The 19,968-nt window shown below is 41.7% G+C and carries 16 protein-coding genes and 3 tRNA genes; 3 read left to right on the forward strand and 16 right to left on the reverse strand.

Features of this window, described 5'->3' with window-relative positions:
• Positions 1-337: 337 nt before the first annotated feature.
• Complete coding sequence (locus tag DWW23_RS22070; protein WP_122356262.1) at positions 338-1,345, forward strand: alpha/beta hydrolase; 1,008 nt, start codon at positions 338-340, stop codon at positions 1,343-1,345.
• On the opposite strand, the gene DWW23_RS22075 is transcribed toward DWW23_RS22070, so the two are convergent.
• Positions 1,346-2,731 carry a protein kinase gene (locus DWW23_RS22075; RefSeq protein ID WP_122356264.1) on the reverse strand — a complete coding sequence of 462 codons (1,386 nt, stop codon included), beginning with the start codon at positions 2,729-2,731 and terminating at the stop codon, positions 1,346-1,348.
• Positions 2,732-2,871: 140 nt separating this feature from the next.
• Between DWW23_RS22075 and DWW23_RS22080 the strand changes: the two genes are divergently transcribed.
• Entirely contained in the window at positions 2,872-4,359 is a 1,488-nt protein-coding gene (locus DWW23_RS22080; protein WP_122356266.1) for a capsule assembly Wzi family protein, read from the forward strand.
• Positions 4,360-4,361: 2 nt separating this feature from the next.
• Here the strand turns inward: DWW23_RS22080 and DWW23_RS22085 are convergent, their stop codons facing one another.
• A complete protein-coding gene (locus DWW23_RS22085) occupies positions 4,362-5,099 on the reverse strand; it encodes a 1-acyl-sn-glycerol-3-phosphate acyltransferase (RefSeq protein WP_122356268.1) in 738 nt (245 codons plus the stop codon).
• Positions 5,100-5,238: 139 nt separating this feature from the next.
• On the opposite strand from DWW23_RS22085, the gene DWW23_RS26600 reads away from it, so the two are divergent.
• Entirely contained in the window at positions 5,239-5,409 is a 171-nt protein-coding gene (locus DWW23_RS26600; RefSeq protein WP_183672097.1) for a hypothetical protein, read from the forward strand.
• Between the two features lie 79 nt (positions 5,410-5,488).
• Here DWW23_RS26600 and DWW23_RS22090 read toward each other — a convergent pair whose 3' ends face one another.
• The 14 genes from DWW23_RS22090 to DWW23_RS22155 form a co-directional block, all read right to left on the reverse strand.
• Positions 5,489-5,806, reverse strand: a complete 318-nt coding sequence (locus tag DWW23_RS22090; RefSeq protein WP_007654170.1) for a DUF3467 domain-containing protein — start codon at positions 5,804-5,806, stop codon at positions 5,489-5,491.
• 387 nt (positions 5,807-6,193) lie between these two features.
• The gene (locus tag DWW23_RS22095; RefSeq protein WP_122356270.1) at positions 6,194-7,057 is read right to left on the reverse strand and encodes an endonuclease/exonuclease/phosphatase family protein; all 864 of its coding nucleotides are present in this window, start codon (positions 7,055-7,057) and stop codon (positions 6,194-6,196) included.
• 133 nt (positions 7,058-7,190) lie between these two features.
• Positions 7,191-11,483 carry a DNA-directed RNA polymerase subunit beta' gene (gene rpoC / locus DWW23_RS22100; RefSeq protein WP_122356272.1) on the reverse strand — a complete coding sequence of 1,431 codons (4,293 nt, stop codon included), beginning with the start codon at positions 11,481-11,483 and terminating at the stop codon, positions 7,191-7,193.
• 74 nt (positions 11,484-11,557) lie between these two features.
• Positions 11,558-15,370 carry a DNA-directed RNA polymerase subunit beta gene (gene rpoB / locus DWW23_RS22105; RefSeq protein ID WP_122356274.1) on the reverse strand — a complete coding sequence of 1,271 codons (3,813 nt, stop codon included), beginning with the start codon at positions 15,368-15,370 and terminating at the stop codon, positions 11,558-11,560.
• A gap of 107 nt (positions 15,371-15,477) precedes the next feature.
• Positions 15,478-15,855 carry a 50S ribosomal protein L7/L12 gene (gene rplL, locus DWW23_RS22110; protein WP_122356276.1) on the reverse strand — a complete coding sequence of 126 codons (378 nt, stop codon included), beginning with the start codon at positions 15,853-15,855 and terminating at the stop codon, positions 15,478-15,480.
• A gap of 44 nt (positions 15,856-15,899) precedes the next feature.
• A complete protein-coding gene (gene rplJ, locus DWW23_RS22115) occupies positions 15,900-16,430 on the reverse strand; it encodes a 50S ribosomal protein L10 (protein ID WP_122356278.1) in 531 nt (176 codons plus the stop codon).
• Between the two features lie 16 nt (positions 16,431-16,446).
• On the reverse strand, positions 16,447-17,145 hold the full coding sequence (gene rplA / locus DWW23_RS22120) for a 50S ribosomal protein L1 (protein WP_007654180.1): 699 nt from the start codon (positions 17,143-17,145) through the stop codon (positions 16,447-16,449).
• A 15-nt stretch (positions 17,146-17,160) separates the two neighbouring features.
• Complete coding sequence (gene rplK, locus DWW23_RS22125; protein WP_122356280.1) at positions 17,161-17,604, reverse strand: 50S ribosomal protein L11; 444 nt, start codon at positions 17,602-17,604, stop codon at positions 17,161-17,163.
• 63 nt (positions 17,605-17,667) lie between these two features.
• On the reverse strand, positions 17,668-18,210 hold the full coding sequence (gene nusG / locus DWW23_RS22130; RefSeq protein WP_075558757.1) for a transcription termination/antitermination protein NusG: 543 nt from the start codon (positions 18,208-18,210) through the stop codon (positions 17,668-17,670).
• 12 nt (positions 18,211-18,222) lie between these two features.
• A complete protein-coding gene (gene secE / locus DWW23_RS22135; RefSeq protein ID WP_007654183.1) occupies positions 18,223-18,417 on the reverse strand; it encodes a preprotein translocase subunit SecE in 195 nt (64 codons plus the stop codon).
• 19 nt (positions 18,418-18,436) lie between these two features.
• Positions 18,437-18,509: transfer RNA gene (locus tag DWW23_RS22140), tRNA-Trp, on the reverse strand.
• Between the two features lie 48 nt (positions 18,510-18,557).
• Entirely contained in the window at positions 18,558-19,745 is a 1,188-nt protein-coding gene (gene tuf / locus DWW23_RS22145) for an elongation factor Tu (protein WP_122356282.1), read from the reverse strand.
• Between the two features lie 50 nt (positions 19,746-19,795).
• Positions 19,796-19,867 (reverse strand) — tRNA-Thr (locus DWW23_RS22150).
• 11 nt (positions 19,868-19,878) lie between these two features.
• Positions 19,879-19,951 (reverse strand) — tRNA-Gly (locus DWW23_RS22155).
• Positions 19,952-19,968: the final 17 nt, after the last annotated feature.

Below are 19,968 nucleotides of genomic sequence, written 5' to 3' on the forward strand. Positions count from 1 at the left end.
GTTCTCTCATTTTGGATTCTTATAGAGAGTCAACCATATCTACAAAAAGACAATCATGTCAGGTAACAGGTGGTGGACATAGAGCGAATTGTTGTAACCTATAAGTGTAGGATGGTTGTATTCAGTACTCATAAAGTAGTAAATAGTGGTAGATATGGTCTTATTATTGTAGATAATAAGAAGAAATATCCTTTTGAGCTCGATATTTAAAATTTAAACAGGCTCCAAATAATAATAGGGAAAAGATCAAAACACCGGTTCTTTTGTGCTAATAGTTTACCTACCTTTGTAACCGGAACAATGACATACCCGTCGCGGTTATAAAAGGAAAACAATTATGAGACGCAAACTGTATTTTACATCCTTACTTATTTTTCTGGCTATCAGCACGTATGCCCAATACGTCCCCGATGTATTGGGAGACGGATACCTGCGGCGTACGTTTCAAATGCCTGACGATTATGAAGGGAAAGTGGTCTGTACATTGGTAAAAAAATCCCAACTACCCGATGTGAAACAAGCAGTATTGTATATTCATGGTTATAACGATTATTTCTTCCAAAAGCAACTGGGAGACAGCGTGAATGCACATGGCTACAATTTTTATGCGATGGACTTGAGGAAATACGGACGTTCCATCCTGCCCAATCAGAATCCGTTTTTCTGCAAAAGCCTTACAGAATATTTTGCAGATATCGATACGGCACTGGCAACCATACGCTCGGAAGGGAACGACAAGATTCTCTTGATGGCCCATTCTACGGGAGGATTGATCACACCTTTATATCTGGACAGCAAGAATGGTCATCTACCTGTCGACGGACTGATACTGAATAGTCCTTTCCTCGACTGGAATTTTGGCTGGTTTATGGAGAAGATCACTATCCCGGCTGTGGCATTCGTCGGAAGACTTTTCCCGAATCTGACTGTACAGGGTTACGGCATCGCCTCTTATGCACATAGTCTGTTGAAACAATTCAAGGGGGAATGGGAATACGATACGAACTGGAAAATGATTAACGGACATCCTAAAAAGGCGGGGTGGATAAAGGCGATTCAAGAAGGACAGCAGAAAGTCCGGAAAGGATTGAAGCTGGATTGCCCGATCCTTGTGATGTCGTCCAACAAATCTTATCCGGAGACGAAAGAATGGCATAACGAATATTTGTCGTCCGATATCGTGCTCGATGTACATGATATTCAAGAGTATGCCCCTAAGCTCGGAGAGCATGTCACACGTGACACAATACCCAATGGCATTCATGACCTGATCCTTTCGGAAAAGGCATCCCGTGACTATACTTACCGAACGGTATTCGACTGGATAACAGCAAAGAACTTCTGATCATTTCCTTCGCGGAGCGGCAATGTGCTGCTTGGTCAGATTATTCATATCTTCCAGAATATAACGGTTGACATAGCTGAAGCTGAAACGGAAAAAATAATCGCGCAACGTTCCGGTATTGGCAGGAGAAGTCAGACTGTGCAGGTGGTTTAAAGCTATAAAAGTATAACCTTCACGGGGAATACGGTTGAAAAACTCGACCTTGGTACGGTCCAGAGCCACAATATCTCCATCGTTTTCCGCGAAGCCGTTCATAGCTTCTTCCCAGGTGATCTGCGTACGGTCTTCGTAAACGGCCCACCGGTACACATCCTTGCCGTTCACTTTTTCCGGCAATGTGTTCGAATGGTGGACGAGGATATAATCATTACGCATGTCACTGTCGCTATGGATCCAGATATCCAGCACCTTATACTGAGCGGAGTTATCAAACTTGATATATCCGTTCTTGCAGATCTGCGGAGAAAAGATATTCCGCTCCACATCCGTAAAGTAAATCAGATTGCTGCCGAAGAAGTCCTTTCTGGAAACAAACTCGGAGAATAGTTTAGCGATCTTCGCCTGATCGGAACAATGGACAAACTCCGGTAATTCCTTAGGAAAGTTCTTCCGGCAAATCAGGCTGAACTCTTTCAACAACTCATTCGGATCGCGTTCTTTCTGAATCTCTACAAAAGACAATATCTCGTCCACCGAACGGAAACGTTGGCTGTTATCCTGTGCCAGGCTACGTTCCACAATCTGGTCATACAGCTTCAAAGACGGGAAGACTTTGCTTATCGCGACATCGTTGCTGGTATTGCCAAAAGCATACCATTGCAAGACTTCTCCTATCGCAGTAATATCCGAGTAACCGGAGTCGCTGTTCTCAATGATGGAGACATCGGTCAACACAAACTCATTATGGTCATCCACCAGGATATTACGCGGCCTGATTGCTCCGTGGCAGATCCCCATGCTATGCAGAAAATGAACGGTATTCGTTAAGAAACGGAACAGCTTGAGAAAAGTATCCATAGAAAGAATATTCCTATATTCTTCCAATGAACATTTATATAGTTTCATGACCAGGACAGGAATCTCTTCCCCTTGTATGGTTACAATATCAAAGTCAGCATACTGCACAATGTTATCTCTCGTTTCCAGAAGAGAAATTGTCAGGTATCTGGCTTTAAGCTTATTTAACCACATCTCCTTTCCCGAATCGTCACCCCTGAACAAAAAGAATTTCAAAGCTACATCCTTTCCATTCATGCGGGCTTTGAAGACAATGCCGGTTTCTCCTCTTCCTAAAGGTCTGGAATCTAACAGGCATTCCCCCAAAGATAATGAAATTCTATACTTTTCAAGTTCAAGAAATTCAAAAAAAAGTTGCTTATCATCCATATTAAACGTTGTAAATCAAGCCGTGACAACAAAGATACAATTATATTTGTATTTTTATAATGCTTAAGCTTCTTTTTTAAATGCTTCAATAGTAGCATTATATTTATCATTACCTTTGTTGCGGACAAAAAATAAATAGAATGAAAGCCTTACATATTATATTTGCAGGAATAATTTTGCTCTGTATTTCGGTTCATGGTTATTCCCAGATCAACAAAATACAAGATTCCACTATTTATAAAGCAGAGCTATTCGGTTCTGCAGCTACAGGTTCAAATACTCCGTTCTGGATGGTAAGCAATCGGTATGGAGTTGTCCCGTTGGATGCGGGGAACGGTTTCTTAAATGCCGGTGTATTCCATAATCAGCATTTTGGAAGTAAGTTTCGCTGGGGGGCAGGCCTCGATCTTGTGGCAGCTGTACCACGCCATCGCAATGTATTCATTCAGCAGGCTTATGCGGAAATAGGATACAGGAGTTTATTGCTCAGCATCGGTAGCAAAGAACGTTACAATTCGTTGTGGGACCGTAACCTGAGTTCGGGTGATATGGTCCAATCACCTAATGCCCGTCCCATTCCTGAAATAAATTTAAGTATGCCTGAATTTACTGTGGTGCCACTAACCAAAGGCTTGCTTCAGGTTAGAGGAGATTTTGCCATAGGCAGGTCATTTGATTCCGATTATCTGGAAGACTTTGCCAATGCGAAACAGACTTATGTAAAGAATGTATTATGGCATCATAAATCACTCTTCCTCCGTATCAAAGATACAAGAAACGATTTTCCTTTGTCTTTCACCTTGGGAGCACAACACTTTGCACAATGGGGAGGGACATCTACTGATGCCAGACTTGGGAAACAGCCTCAATCTTTTAAAGATCTGATACGCGTTATTTTTGGACAAAAGGGAGGAGACGACGCTTCTCTATCCGATCAGATAAATGTATTAGGTAGTCATTACGGCTCTTTCGACTTTAAGTTAAGCTATACAATGAAAGATTGGGCTGGACATTTTTATTATCAACATTATTTCAACGACAAATCAGGAATAGAGTTTGCAAATAAAAGCGATGGCTTGTGGGGAATACAAGTAGACTTGCCTACTATTCCCTGGTTAAATAAAATTGTTGGCGAATATCTGGTAACAATGAACCAAAGTGGCCCCATGCACTTTATTACATTCGACCGTGATAAATGGCAAGGCGGACGCGGAGGTGGAAACGATGATTATTACAACAATGGAGAATATCGGACAGGTTTCTCTTATTTCAACCGCGGGATAGGTTCTCCACTGATCCCGACACCTGAGTATAATAAAGACGGAGCTTTGGGGTTTGAGAACAATCGTGTTAAAAGCTGGCATGTCGGAGCTGAAGGAAATATCAATACACTTCTCTCCTACCGTGTGTTGTTCACGGCTATGAACGGTTGGGGTACCTCCTACTTTCCATTCTTAAACAAAAAATACGGAACTTCCACTCTGATAGATATCAATTATACGCACCCTCAGTTAAAAGGATGGCTCTTTACCGGTTCTGTTGCAGCCGATACAGGAACAATGCTAGGGAAAAATGTCGGCTTCAGTCTGGGTGTAACTAAAACCGGCCTGTTAAAAGCCTGGAAGTAACATCATTTATATTTGTCCCATAAAGCGGAAGCTATAATATTCTGAGTACGATCTGCAAATAGCTGCATCCCTTTATGGGATGGATCCATATCGTTTGTCGGGATAGCGGGATGGATCACCATCTCCATCTTATGGCGATGCACATTCAGCGAACCGATCGGTAATACATCAAAAGGTCCGTTCAATGTAATCGGTATGATCGGCAAATGTTGATCGAGTGCCATCTGATAAGCCCCCTTTTTAAAACGGATCATCTTACCGGTATATGTACGTGAACCTTCCGGGAATACCACTACGGATGCACCGTTCTTCAAACAACGTTCAGCTTCCTGTACACTACGGATAGCCGCTTTAGATGTCGAGTTATCGACAAAAATAAATCCGGCAGCCCGGCAAGCAGCACCGACAAAAGGAATCTTTCCAATCCCAGCTTTCATAACCCATTTAATCGGAACTCCCAGAAAACCATAAATCAGAAAAATATCAAATGCCCCCTGATGATTCGCCACAAAGACGTACGATTGTTTACGGTCTATATTCTCCCGCCCCTTTACTTTCACCGGACAAAGTGCCAGATAACAAGTCAGCCGTGACCATATCATGCCCGGATAATAAGCGAAAATCTTTTCTCCTCCCAATAAACAACCAACAATAACGGTTAGGGCTGTAATGATAGTAAGCACCACAAAGACAGGTACAAAAAACAGCCATAAATAAACCAAGTAAAGTATTCGTAGCATATATAACTGTATTGATACTACAAATATAGGAGCTAAATTCGATGGTTTCATTATTTTTATTCTAAAATATTTTTGCAATCGGGTTATTATTACTTTATTTGCGGTAGAAAAGAAAATAATTATAAAAACATCTATAACCATGAACGAATTAGTTAAAAATCTTGGGGTAATCGTGCTCTTAATCGGTGTAATCATTCTTGCTGTACCGGCTATTACCGGAGGTGTAACTAACACTATCCTTATTGCAGGTTTAGCTATTATCATCCTTGGTTACATCAGCCACATCGTTATCAACAAGAAAGTGCAGTAACACACATGCTTAAAAATTAAAAAGGGATCGTTTCTTGATAATTGAAACGATCCCTTTTCTTTTAGAAAGATACTATAAATCAAGCCTCTCCCTGAACACCACCCATCGGTGGTATAAAATCTTCGAAGTTAGCAGTCTTATTACCACCTTTCAACTGTTCTTCATACTTAGCCAGGTTATCCTGTAAAGCAAAGAATAGTCGTTTGGCATTATCCGGAGTCAGTATGACACGACTTTTTACCTGTGCTTTCGGAGCTCCCGGAACCACACGGATAAAGTCTAATATAAACTCGGATGTTGAATGTGAGATAATTGCCAGATTGGCATAAGTACCTTGTGCCATTTCTTCAGACAGTTCTACTTGTATCTCGTTAGACGGTTTGTTATTGTTCTCCATTTTTCTTTATGTTTTAAGTTTAACTAATCGGGCACAAATATACAGATATAAGAAGTATCCATGAAATATAATGCAAATAAAAAGGGCCACCTTCACAGGCGGCCCTTTTCCAGTTGTGTTTTTAATTCTCAATTCTTTAGACCAATGTAAAAAAAATACCTTATTGTGTTTAATATTTATTATCCTGACTTTTAGGCTAAGGTTTTTTTCAGTTCAAACGCATATCTGCATCATGAACGTTACAAAGATACAAACTGTACAAAAAACCTCCAAACACAAAATAGCTATTAACTAATATTTCTTCGATAATTAACAAAATAAAACATCTACAAAAATAGACATAAATGGAATTACTCCAATATACATTTCTCTATAGACCAATATATTCTATTTAATTACCAAAGTTGTAATAACCGGACAATGATCGGACGGATAAAGGTAATTGAGTGTATCTGTTAAGACGCCATTATTCATAACCTTTATGTCGCCTTTTACGAAAATATAATCAATCCACTCACGTTTTTCCAAAGGGATTCGTCCATAATCATGGAAAGTCCATTCCGGACCATATTTCAAATCTGCTATTTCACGTGTATGAGTGATATGCCGGGGATCATTTACATCTGTCAACACCTTGATAGGGTCATCATCCGGAGTTGCATTAAAATCACCTGTAACAATAACGGGCAATCCCTTGGAGAGCTTATGAGCTTCCTCCAAAACTAACGAGGCACCTTCATGACGGGCTACTTTTCCCATATGGTCCAGATGAGTATTCAGGAAGAAAAACTTTTTACCGGATTCCTTATCCTTAAAGATCCCCCAGGTAGCAACACGTTCACAAGCGGCATCCCAGCCTTTTTTACCTACCGCATTCATATCTTCCGCCAACCAGAAATTACCGCTGTCTTCAAGCACAAAACGGTCTTTCTTATAAATGATGGGAGCGTACTCGCCTTTTGTCTTGCCATCTTCCCTACCGACACCGACAGATGTATATTCGGGCAAACGGCTCAGAAGATCATTCAACTGATGATTCAACACTTCCTGTGCACCAAAAATATCGGTATTATAGAACTTAACCAAATTGGCAGCCAAATCCTTCCGGTTACTCCACTGATTATCTCCGTCATCTTTTGTATCCATACGGATATTAAACGTCATTACCTTTAATGGCACACCTGGTTGCTTAGCCGATAAGAAACCGACAAACAATAAAACAGAGAGAATACTCAATAAAATCTTTTTCATGATACTTTATATGTTTAGTTATTATAGGCGATAGACAAAAGTAAACTATCTATGCAGATTAAGCAAATTAACAAAAACAAAAAAGGCTCCCGGAAAATACCGAAAGCCTTTTTTATATTATCTGATAAGTTTTTTACTCATCATCTTTATCCATTGTATTAAAATCAACAACATTCTTACGGTTAGCAAAGATGCGTTCAAATTCATCTTTAGCACCGACAACCAACTTGTCGAAATCTCTCTGGCCTGTACCAGCCGGAATCAAGTGACCGCAGATAACGTTTTCTTTCAAACCTTCCAGACGGTCTACCTTTCCGTTGATAGCAGCTTCGTTCAATACCTTTGTTGTTTCCTGGAATGATGCAGCCGACATAAAGCTGTTAGTCTGCAATGCAGCACGTGTAATACCCTGGAGGATCTGGTTAGCAGTAGCAGGAACGGCATCACGAACTTCAACAAGTTTCATATCACGACGTTTCAACATACTGTTTTCATCCCTCAACTTACGGGCTGTTACGATCTGACCAGCCTGCATTGTCTGAGAATCTCCCGGATCGGTAATAACTTTCTTACCCCAGATGCGATCGTTTTCATCCATTACTTCCAGCTTATCAACGATCTGCTGTTCCAGGAAGCGTGTATCTCCCGGATCAACCACTTCTACCTTACGCATCATCTGACGAACGATAACCTCAAAGTGTTTATCGTTGATCTTCACACCCTGCAAACGGTAAACGTCCTGTACTTCGTTCACGATATATTCCTGAACGGCAGTCGGCCCCTTGATAGCAAGGATATCCGAAGGAGTAGTAGCACCGTCAGACAACGGCATACCAGCACGGATATAGTCATTTTCCTGAACCAAAAGCTGTTTTGACAGAGGTACCATGTACTTCTTCACTTCACCGAGCTTAGAAGTTACAGTGATCTCGCGGTTACCACGTTTGATCTTTCCGAATCCAACTTCACCGTCGATTTCAGAAACGACAGCCGGGTTAGATGGGTTACGAGCTTCAAACAACTCAGTAACACGGGGAAGACCACCGGTGATATCACCAGCCTTACCTACTGCACGCGGAATCTTAACAAGAACTTCACCAGCCTTAACCGGATCACCGTTCTCTTTAACTACGTGAGCACCCAGAGGTAATGAGTAATTCTTCAGGTAATTGCCGTTTTCATCTACGATATGAGCAGCCGGAGCTTTTGTCTTATCTTTAGATTCAATGATGATCTTTTCCTTCAAACCTGTAGTTTCGTCACTTTCAACTTTGTAAGTAACACCTTCTACTACACTTTCGAATTCAATCTTACCGGAAACTTCCGATACGATAACAGCATTGAACGGGTCCCATTCAATAATTACGTCACCCTTACTGATCTTGTCTCCATTGTTGAAGAACAATTTAGAACCGTAAGGTATATTGTGAGTCAGCAATACGATCTTTGTATTCGGATCGACGATACGCATTTCAGCCAAACGGCTTACTACTACCTGATACTTCTTACCAGCTGTAGCGTCGTCAGCTTCAACAGCACGAAGTTCGTCAATTTCCAGAATACCGTCATATTTAGATGTAATGCTGTTTTCTGTAGCAATGTTAGAAGCGATACCACCGACGTGGAATGTACGCAGTGTCAACTGTGTACCCGGCTCACCGATAGACTGTGCAGCGATAACTCCGACAACTTCACCTTTCTGAACCATGCGGCCTGTTGCCAGGTTACGACCGTAACACTTAGCACAAACCCCTTTCTTGGATTCACAGGTAAGTACCGAACGGATTTCCACACTTTCAATAGGAGAATCCTGAATCATCTTAGCAGCATCTTCACGAATTTCTTCACCGGCAGCTACAATCAGTTCACCAGTCAACGGATGCTGGATATCATGTACTGATACACGGCCCAGAATACGTTCATACAGAGAAGCGATCACTTCTTCGTTATTCTTCAGTTCTGTACAAATCAGACCACGCAATGTACCACAGTCTTCTTCATTAATGATCACATCATGCGATACGTCTACCAGACGACGAGTCAGGTAACCAGCATCGGCAGTCTTCAAAGCGGTATCGGCCAAACCTTTACGAGCACCGTGAGTAGAGATAAAGTACTCCAACACAGACAAACCTTCTTTAAAGTTTGAAAGGATAGGATTTTCAATAATCTGACCACCTTCAGCACCACTCTTCTGAGGTTTTGCCATCAAACCACGCATACCAGACAGCTGACGGATCTGTTCTTTAGAACCACGAGCTCCGGAGTCCATCATCATGTATACAGAGTTAAATCCGTCGTTATCAGCAGTCAACTGCTTCATCAGGATATTAGATAACTTACTGTTGACATGTGTCCAGGTATCGATAATCTGGTTGTAACGTTCGTTGAAGGTAATGAAACCCATGCTATAGTTAGCCAGGATCTGTTCTACTTCATCGTAACCTTCCTTAACCAGTTCATCTTTTTCAGGCGGGATAAGTACGTCGGCCAGGTTGAACGACAAACCTCCCTTAAATGCCATGTAGTATCCTAAATTCTTGATATCATCCAGGAATTGAGCAGTACGGGCAACACCGCAAGTCTTAATTACCTTACCAATGATATCACGAAGAGATTTCTTACCAAGCACTTCGTTGATATAACCAACTTCGGCAGGAACGAATTCGTTTACCATCAAACGACCTACTGACGTTTCAGTTAATACCTTAACGATCTCACCATTTTCATTAACATCTTCTACATACACTTTGATCGGAGCGTGGATATCCACTTTCTTTTCATTGTATGCAATTGTTGCCTCTTCCGGTCCGTAGAATACCAGACCTTCACCTTGTGTTCCAGGGCGCAGTTTTGTAATATAATACAAACCAAGCACCATATCCTGAGAAGGAACGGTAATAGGTGCACCGTTAGCCGGATTCAAAATGTTGTGAGAAGCAAGCATCAACATCTGTGCTTCCAATACAGCCTCATTTCCTAAAGGCAAGTGAACAGCCATCTGGTCACCGTCGAAGTCGGCGTTGAATGCCGTACAAGCCAACGGGTGCAACTGTATAGCCTTACCTTCGATCAGTTTAGGCTGGAATGCCTGGATACCCAAACGGTGCAGTGTCGGTGCACGGTTCAGCAACACAGGATGACCTTTCATTACATATTCCAGGATATCCCAAACAACCGGTTCTTTACGGTCAACGATCTTCTTAGCAGACTTAACCGTTTTTACGATACCGCGTTCGATCAATTTACGGATAACGAAAGGTTTATAAAGTTCGGCAGCCATATTCTTTGGCAGACCGCACTCATGCATCTTTAATTCAGGACCAACAACGATAACCGAACGGGCAGAGTAGTCAACACGTTTACCCAGCAAGTTCTGACGGAAACGACCTTGTTTACCTTTCAAACTGTCGGATAATGACTTCAGCGGACGGTTAGCGTCTGTCTTAACAGCACTCGATTTACGAGAGTTGTCGAACAGAGAGTCCACAGCTTCCTGAAGCATACGTTTTTCATTACGTAAAATTACTTCCGGAGCCTTAATATCAATCAATCGTTTCAGACGGTTATTACGGATAATAACACGACGATACAAATCATTTAAGTCGGATGTTGCGAAACGTCCACCATCCAGCGGAACCAACGGACGCAGTTCGGGAGGAATAACAGGAACAACCTTTACGATCATCCATTCCGGTTTATTACGACCTCTGGATGCACGGAAAGATTCTACAACCTGCAAACGTTTCAAAGCTTCGTTCTTACGTTGCTGTGAACCGTCTGTACTTGCACGATGACGCAGTTCATAAGAAAGAGAATCCAGATCCAAACGAGCCAGCAAATCATAAACGGCCTCAGCACCGATCTTTGCAATGAACTTATTAGGATCAGTATCTTCCAGCATCTGGTTTTCCTTTGGCAGGTTATCCAGAATCTGCAGATATTCTTCTTCCGAAAGCAGGTCTAATTCAGCAACTGTGTCTACACAACCCGGCTGAATAACCACATAACGTTCATAATAAATGATAGAATCCAGTTTCTTGGTAGGCAAGCCTAACAGATACCCGATTTTGTTGGGTAGAGAACGGAAATACCAGATATGAGCGACAGGAACAACCAAATGGATATGTCCCATACGTTCGCGACGCACTTTCTTCTCTGTAACTTCTACCCCGCAACGATCGCAGACAATACCTTTATAACGGATACGTTTGTATTTTCCGCAATGGCACTCGTAATCCTTGATCGGACCGAAGATACGCTCACAGAAAAGACCGTCACGTTCAGGTTTGTACGTACGATAGTTAATCGTTTCCGGTTTCAGCACTTCGCCGCTAGAGTTTTCAAGAATCTCTTCAGGAGAAGCAAGACCGATGGTTATTTTTGAAAAGTTACTCTTTATCTTGTTTTCTTTTCTAAAAGCCATATTGTTTATTTATAAAGAGTTATCAATAGATAAAGTAGATGAGCCGAAACCCATCTACTTATATTGTTGTTGAATTAATCCAGAGTAAAGCTTAAACCTAAACCTCTCAGCTCATGGAGCAATACATTCAGAGATTCCGGAATACCCGGTTGTGGCATCGGATCACCTTTTACAATTGCTTCGTAAGCTTTAGAACGTCCTACAACGTCATCAGACTTAATTGTAAGAATTTCCTGAAGAACATGTGCTGCACCGAAAGCTTCCAGTGCCCAAACTTCCATTTCTCCGAAACGCTGACCACCAAACTGTGCTTTACCACCCAGAGGCTGTTGAGTAATCAAAGAGTACGGACCGATTGAACGAGCGTGCATCTTATCATCAACCATGTGTCCCAGTTTCAGGAAGTAAGTAACACCAACTGTTGCCGGCTGGTCGAAACGTTCACCTGTACCACCATCATACAGATAAGATTTACCGTACCGTGGAATACCTGCCTTGTCAGTCATTTCGTTCAGGTCATCCAAAGATGCACCATCGAAAATCGGAGTTGCAAACTTAACCCCCATTGTTCTACCAGCCCAACCTAATACAGCTTCAAATATCTGTCCAAGGTTCATACGAGAAGGCACACCCAGCGGGTTCAAGCAGATATCAACCGGAGTTCCGTCTTCCAGGAACGGCATATCTTCCTGACGAACGATCTTGGAAACAATACCTTTGTTACCATGACGACCGGCCATCTTATCACCTACCTGGATCTTACGTTTCTTAGCAATGTAAACCTTCGCCATCTGAACGATACCTGTCGGCAGTTCATCACCGATAGTAAGATCGAATTTCTTACGTCTCAGTTCGGCATCCAGTTCTTTATATTTCTTCAGATAGTTCAGGATCACCTGCTTGATAAGTTCGTTCTTATCAGCATCGGCAGTCCATTTACTAACCTGAACAGCATTGTAATCCAAGTCTTCCAAAGCCTTGCGAGTAAACTTAGCCCCCTTTGCAATCACTTCAGTATTCATATAGTCCTTAACACCCTGAGAAACTTTACCAGTGGTAAGAGTCAATAATTTCTCTACCAGCAGGTTTTTCAGGTCGGCCATCTTCATTTCGTATTCTTCATCCAACTTCGGAAGAATAGCCTTATCTGTCAATCTGGACTTACGTTTCTTAACCGCTTTAGAGAATAAAGCCGTATCGATAACAACACCGCGAAGAGACGGAGTTGCTTTCAAAGAAGCATCCTTCACGTCACCAGCTTTATCACCGAAGATTGCACGAAGCAATTTTTCTTCAGGAGAAGGATCAGATTCACCCTTCGGAGTAATCTTACCGATCAGGATATCACCCGGTTCGATACGAGCACCTACACGGACAATACCTCTTTCATCCAAATCCTTAGTTGCTTCTTCACTTACGTTAGGAATATCAGACGTTAATTCTTCCATACCACGTTTTGTTTCGCGAACTTCAAGGATATATTCATCCACGTGGACAGAGGTAAAGAAGTCTTCACGAACCATACGTTCGTTCAGTACGATAGCATCCTCATAATTGTAACCCTTCCATGGCATATAAGCCACTTTCACATTACGTCCTAAAGCAAGTTCTCCATTCTGTGTAGAATAACCTTCAGTAAGGATATCTCCCGCTTTTACACGCTGACCCCGATGGCAGATCGGACGAAGGTCAACAGTAGTACTCTGGTTAGTCTTACGCCACTTCGGAATTACATATGTCTTAACCGCATCTTCGAAGCTTACGAAATCTTCATCTTCTGTACGGTCATATTTAATCTTGATACAAGTTGCATCTACAAATACAACTTCACCGTCACGTTCAGCCATGATCTGTGTACGTGAATCGCGGGCAACCTGTGCCTCGATACCAGTACCTACGATCGGAGCATCCGTACGCAACAAAGGAACTGCCTGGCGCATCATGTTAGATCCCATCAACGCACGGTTCGCATCATCATGTTCCAGGAACGGAATCAGAGATGCAGCAATTGAAGCGATCTGCTGAGGAGCCACGTCCATCAGGTCGATTTCAGAAGGCGGCACAACAGGGAAGTCTGCTTCGAAACGAGCCTTTACTCTTTCAAGAATAAATTTACCATTTTCATCCAGCGGAGCATTACCCTGTGCAATAGTCATTTCCTCTTCTTCCTCTGCCGTATAATACTGCAGACTCTCGTCAGAGAAGTCAACCTGACCATTCACAACCTTACGGTACGGAGTCGAAATGAATCCCAGATCATTGATCTTTGCATATACACACAAAGAAGAGATCAAACCGATATTTGGTCCTTCAGGAGTTTCAATCGGACAAAGACGGCCATAGTGTGTATAGTGAACGTCACGAACCTCGAATCCGGCACGTTCTCTTGACAAACCACCCGGTCCAAGGGCAGACAGACGACGTTTGTGAGTAATTTCAGCCAACGGGTTTGTCTGGTCCATAAACTGTGACAAGGCATTTGTCCCGAAGAAAGAGTTAACGACAGAAGAAATAGTCTTCGCATTAATCAAATCAATCGGAGTAAATACTTCATTGTCACGAACGTTCATACGTTCGCGTACTGTACGCGACATACGAGCCAAACCGATACCGAATTGGTTGTATAATTGTTCACCTACGGTACGTACACGACGGTTACTCAAGTGGTCGATATCATCCACAATCGCTTTCGAGTTGATCAACTCAATCAGATATTTGATGATCTCGATTATATCTTCTTTAGTCAAAACCTTGACATCATCACTGGTGGTAAGGTTCAACTTTTTATTGATTCTGTAACGGCCTACTTCACCTAAATCATAACGTTTTTCAGAGAAGAACAGGTTCTGTATAACTTCACGGGCACTTGCTTCATCTGCAGGTTCTGCATTACGCAACTGACGGTAAATATACAATACAGCCTCTTTTTCGGAGTTACTCGGGTCTTTCTGAAGCGTATTATAGATGATTGCATAATCTGAAAGATTCTGGTCTTCACGATGTAATAAAACATTCTGTGTTCCAGATTCCAGAATAGCTTCAATACTGTCGCTATCCAAAACCGATTCACGGTCGATGATAACGTCATTACGTTCAATAGAAACAACTTCGCCAGTATCTTCATCCACGAAATCTTCTACCCAGGTTTTCAATACACGGGCAGCCAGCTTACGACCGATCAGTTTCTTCAGATTAGCTTTCGAAACTTTTACTTCTTCAGCCAGGTTAAAGATTTCAAGAATATCTTTATCGCTTTCAAAACCAATAGCTCTTAAAAGGGTAGTTACAGGTAATTTCTTTTTACGGTCGATATAAGCATACATCACATTATTAATGTCTGTTGCAAATTCGATCCACGAACCTTTAAACGGAATGATACGTGCTGAATACAATTTCGTTCCGTTAGCATGTGTACTCTGACCAAAGAATACACCCGGAGAACGGTGTAACTGCGAAACAACAACACGTTCAGCACCATTTATCACAAAAGTGCCTCTCTCCGTCATATAGGGGATAGGGCCTAAATATACATCCTGGATTACAGTATCAAAATCTTCATGATCCGGGTCTGTACAATATAGTTTTAACTTTGCTTTTAAAGGCACACTATAGGTTAATCCACGCGCTATACATTCATCAATGCAATAACGGGGCGGATCTATATAGTAATCTAAGAACTCCAACACAAAGTTGTTTCTGGTATCTGCAATGGGGAAATTCTCTGCAAATACCTTATACAACCCCTCCTTCTTTCTCTTTTCTGGAGGTGTGTCAAGTTGAAGAAAGTCTTGGAATGACTTCAATTGAACTTCGAGAAAGTCCGGATACGGAAACTGATTCTTAATCGAAGCAAAATTAACTCTTTGGTTTTCAGCTGTTGAAGACATCTAGTAAGGAATTTATTGAACTTATTGAAATTATAGACACAAAAAGGTTAAGAATCTCCTTTAAGGGAGACTCTTAACCAAATCACCTGGAAACCAGGTTATAAATACTATTTAAGCTCAACTTCGGCTCCAGCTTCTTCCAGCTGTTTCTTTAATCCTTCAGCATCAGCTTTAGCGATTCCTTCTTTGATTGCGCTAGGAGCACCATCAACTAAATCTTTAGCTTCTTTCAAACCAAGACCTGTCAATTCTTTTACTGCCTTAACAACAGCCAATTTGTTAGCACCCGGTGCTTTCAATATAACATCGAAAGATGTTTTTTCCTCTTCTGCAGCAGCAGCGCCACCAGCAGCAGGACCAGCAACAGCAACAGCTGCAGCTGCAGGTTCGATACCATATTCTTCTTTAAGGATTGTAGCCAGTTCGCTAACTTCTTTTACGGTCAGGTTTACTAATTGTTCTGCAAAAGCTTTCAAATCTGCCATTTTTGTATGATTTAAATGATTGTTTACTGTAAAATATTAAATAATTATCTTTCTTCCAAAGTCTTCAACAGACCATGGATAGTTTGTCCTGATGACTGAAGAGCAGAGATAACGTTCTTCGCCGGAGATTGCAACAATGCAATAACATCGCCGATAAGTTCGTTTTTGCTCTTGATATTTACAAGGGCTTCCAGGTTTTCAGCACCGACATAGAAACTTTCCTGTACATAGGCAGCTTTCAATTCCGGTTTAGCGATTTCGCCTTTCTTTGCACCTTTTGTAAATTCTTTGATCAGACGAGCAGGAGCATTTGCTGTTTGTGAAAACATAACAGCTGTATTGCCTTTCAAAGCAATCTGTAGCGGTGAGAAATCACCTTCCACATTTTCTAATGCTTTTTTAAGCAAGTTGTTCTTAACAACAACCAACTTAATTTCCTGCTTGAAACATTCTCTTCTCAATTTGCTTGTTTTCTCAGCATTCAATGCTTCGATATCAGTCAAATAGAAATTAGGATATTCCTTTACAGTTTCTGTAAGCTGGCTTATAACTATGCCTTTATCTTCCTTTTTCATTGTGCAATAATTTTAATTAGTTTTCTTCAACTGATTTCGGGTCAATTTTAATACCCGCGCTCATTGTACTTGAAAGATAAATGCTCTTTATATATGTACCTTTAGCTGCAGACGGTTTCAACTTCAAAAGAGTTGAAATAAATTCCTTCGCGTTATCACGAATCTGATCGGCATTGAAAGATACCTTTCCGATTGATGTATGAACGATACCGGATTTGTCTACTTTAAAGTCGATCTTACCTTGCTTAACTTCCTTCACTGCATTGCCGATCTCATTGGTAACCGTACCGCTCTTAGGGTTAGGCATCAAACCACGAGGGCCTAATACGCGACCTAAAGCACCGATCTTACCCATGATTGAAGGCATAGTGATGATAACGTCAATATCAGTCCAACCACCTTTAATCTTATCGATATACTCATCCAAGCCAACATAGTCAGCTCCAGCAGCAGTTGCTTCAGCTTCCTTGTCCGGCGTACATAATGCGAGAACCCGAACCTGCTTACCAGTTCCGTGAGGCAGTGAAACGACACCTCTCACCATTTGGTTAGCTTTACGGGGATCAACTCCTAAACGAACATCTACATCTACAGATGCATCAAACTTAGAAGTAGTAATTTCTTTTACTAATGCTGATGCTTCCTTTAATGTGTATGCTTTCCCAGCTTCAATCTTGCCTAAAGCTAACTTTTGATTTTTTGTCAGTTTACTCATTTCAATTGAAGTTTATTAATTATTACCCGGGAATGTCCCTTTAACAGTGATACCCATACTTCTAGCTGTTCCGGCAACCATTCGCATGGCAGCTTCAACAGTAAAACAGTTCAAGTCGACTAATTTGTCTTCTGCAATAGTTTTTACCTGATCCCAAGAGATTTCAGCAATCTTCTTACGGTTCGGCTCAGCAGAACCACTCTTCTGTTTGGATGCTTCCAGCAACTGGATAGCAACAGGAGGGGTTTTAACGACAAAGTCGAAAGACTTATCGACATAGTAAGTAATTACCACAGGTAATATCTTACCAGCCTTGTCTTGGGTTCTGGCATTAAATTGCTTGCAAAACTCCATAATATTAATACCCTTAGAACCTAAAGCAGGTCCTACTGGGGGAGAAGGGTTTGCTGCTCCTCCTTTAATCTGCAATTTGATTTGTCCAGCAACTTCTTTAGCCATTTTTCTAAAATTTAGATATATAACATCAATAACAGAAAGAAAACACTTTTCGTAACAAAAGCATTACTCCTTCTCAACTTGCATATAACCCAACTCAAGCGGTGTTTTACGTCCGAAGACTTTTACCATCACTTTAAGTTTCTTTTTCTCAGCGTTGACTTCTTCGATTACACCAGTAAAACCGCTGAACGGTCCAAAGGTGATCTTAACACTTTCACCAACATAAAACTGGATATCCAGTTCTTCCTGTTGATCCTGCAATTCGTCAACCGTACCTAAAATACGACTCACTTCAGAAGGACGCAACGGAACCGGGTTATCAGACCCGCCCAGAAAACCGATCACATTGGGAATGTTTCTTAATCGATGAGCGACTTCTCCGACTAATGCTGCTTCTACCAATACATAACCCGGCAAGTAAGCTCTTTCTTTCATCACCTTCTTACCATTACGCACTGTAAAAGTTTTCTCCGTAGGAATCAGAACCTGGTTGACATATTCACCCAGATCCGTATTCTTCAACTCAGCCTCGAGATATTCTCTGACCTTATTCTCCTTACCACTAATGGCACGCAGAACATAAAATTTCTTTTGGATATCAGACATATCTAAAACTGATTAAAAGATTTTCTCGTAGAAGAAACGCATTACGCTTTCGAAGCCTAAGTCTACAACAAAGATTACTGCTGCAATTATAAGGGAAGCAAACATAACAACCACAGCACTATTGGAAAGCTCTGTTCTAGTGGGCCAAGAAACTTTATAAACAAGTTCGTTATAAGATTCCTTAATATAAGTAATTATCTTTTTCATCGAATCTATAGATTTTTAGCACGGAAGGAGAGGCTCGAACTCCCGACACCTGGTTTTGGAGACCAGTGCTCTACCGACTGAGCTACTTCCGTAAAATAGCCAGTCTCTATTAAAGACTGGCTACACATATTGTAGTAATATTAGTCAATCAATTCTGTAATCTGACCAGCACCTACTGTACGTCCACCTTCGCGGATAGCGAAACGAAGACCTACGTTACAAGCTACCGGGTAGATCAGTTCAACGTCGATTGTTACGTTATCACCAGGCATAACCATTTCAGTTCCTTCCGGAAGAGTAATTTCACCTGTTACGTCCAATGTACGGATATAGAACTGAGGACGGTATTTGTTGTGGAACGGAGTGTGACGACCACCTTCTTCTTTCTTCAGGATATAAACCTCAGCCTTGAAGTGAGAGTGTTCTTTAACCTTACCCGGATGGCAGATTACCATACCACGTTTGATTTCGTTCTTGTCGATACCACGCAGCAACAGACCTACGTTGTCACCAGCTTCACCCTGATCCAACAGTTTACGGAACATTTCCACACCTGTTACAACAGATTTCTTACCGTCAGCACCCAGACCGATGATCTGAACTTCTTCACCAACTTTTACGATACCTGTTTCGATACGACCAGTAGCAACAGTACCACGACCAGTAATAGAGAACACGTCTTCAACCGGCATCAAGAAAGGTTTGTCAACTTCACGCGGAGGCAGCGGAATCCAAGTATCGCAAGCTTCCATCAGTTCCATTACTTTATCTTCCCATTTCGGATCACCGTTCAATGCACCCAGTGCAGAACCACGGATGATCGGAGTGTTGTCACCGTCGAACTGATAGAATGAAAGAAGTTCTCTCATTTCCATTTCAACCAATTCCAACATTTCTTCGTCGTCAACCATGTCGCATTTGTTCATGAATACAACCAGCTTCGGTACGTTTACCTGACGAGCCAACAGGATGTGTTCGCGAGTCTGAGGCATAGGACCATCAGTTGCAGCAACTACGATGATAGCACCGTCCATCTGAGCAGCACCAGTAACCATGTTCTTTACGTAGTCGGCGTGACCCGGACAGTCTACGTGAGCATAGTGACGGTTTGCAGTCGAATACTCTACGTGAGAAGTGTTAATAGTAATACCTCTTTCTTTTTCTTCAGGAGCGTTGTCGATAGAATCGAATGAACGCAGTTCTGAAAGACCTTTCTTTGCCAATACTGTTGTGATAGCAGCTGTCAAAGTTGTTTTACCGTGGTCAACGTGACCAATCGTACCAATGTTCACATGTGGTTTCGATCTGTCAAATTTCTCTTTTGCCATAACTTAATTGTTCTTTATTTGATTAATGATCATGTTCTAAATATCATCTGAGCCGGTGCCGAGACTTGAACTCGGGACCTCTTCCTTACCAAGGAAGTGCTCTACCGCTGAGCTACACAGGCGAAATAAAAAGAGCGGAAGACGGGGCTCAAACCCGCGACCCTCAGCTTGGAAGGCTAATGCTCTATCAACTGAGCTACTTCCGCAATTTTAATTCTTTCAC

Origin of the sequence: Parabacteroides sp. AF14-59, assembly GCF_003479515.1 — a bacterium.
GTDB lineage: Bacteria > Bacteroidota > Bacteroidia > Bacteroidales > Tannerellaceae > Parabacteroides > Parabacteroides faecis.

Bases quoted from the DNA above. Each gene is read 5' to 3' on its own strand.
- DWW23_RS26600 (WP_183672097.1), top strand. From the start codon at position 5,239: ATGAACGAATTAGTTAAAAATCTTGGGGTAATCGTGCTCTTAATCGGT.
- rpoC (WP_122356272.1), bottom strand. From the start codon at position 11,483: ATGGCTTTTAGAAAAGAAAACAAGATAAAGAGTAACTTTTCAAAAATA.
- secE (WP_007654183.1), bottom strand. From the start codon at position 18,417: ATGAAAAAGATAATTACTTATATTAAGGAATCTTATAACGAACTTGTT.
- rplA (WP_007654180.1), bottom strand. From the start codon at position 17,145: ATGAGTAAACTGACAAAAAATCAAAAGTTAGCTTTAGGCAAGATTGAA.
- rplK (WP_122356280.1), bottom strand. From the start codon at position 17,604: ATGGCTAAAGAAGTTGCTGGACAAATCAAATTGCAGATTAAAGGAGGA.
- DWW23_RS22070 (WP_122356262.1), top strand. From the start codon at position 338: ATGAGACGCAAACTGTATTTTACATCCTTACTTATTTTTCTGGCTATC.
- tuf (WP_122356282.1), bottom strand. From the start codon at position 19,745: ATGGCAAAAGAGAAATTTGACAGATCGAAACCACATGTGAACATTGGT.
- DWW23_RS22095 (WP_122356270.1), bottom strand. From the start codon at position 7,057: ATGAAAAAGATTTTATTGAGTATTCTCTCTGTTTTATTGTTTGTCGGT.
- DWW23_RS22090 (WP_007654170.1), bottom strand. From the start codon at position 5,806: ATGGAGAACAATAACAAACCGTCTAACGAGATACAAGTAGAACTGTCT.
- rpoB (WP_122356274.1), bottom strand. From the start codon at position 15,370: ATGTCTTCAACAGCTGAAAACCAAAGAGTTAATTTTGCTTCGATTAAG.
- DWW23_RS22075 (WP_122356264.1), bottom strand. From the start codon at position 2,731: ATGGATGATAAGCAACTTTTTTTTGAATTTCTTGAACTTGAAAAGTAT.
- rplL (WP_122356276.1), bottom strand. From the start codon at position 15,855: ATGGCAGATTTGAAAGCTTTTGCAGAACAATTAGTAAACCTGACCGTA.
- nusG (WP_075558757.1), bottom strand. From the start codon at position 18,210: ATGTCTGATATCCAAAAGAAATTTTATGTTCTGCGTGCCATTAGTGGT.
- rplJ (WP_122356278.1), bottom strand. From the start codon at position 16,430: ATGAAAAAGGAAGATAAAGGCATAGTTATAAGCCAGCTTACAGAAACT.
- DWW23_RS22080 (WP_122356266.1), top strand. From the start codon at position 2,872: ATGAAAGCCTTACATATTATATTTGCAGGAATAATTTTGCTCTGTATT.
- DWW23_RS22085 (WP_122356268.1), bottom strand. From the start codon at position 5,099: ATGCTACGAATACTTTACTTGGTTTATTTATGGCTGTTTTTTGTACCT.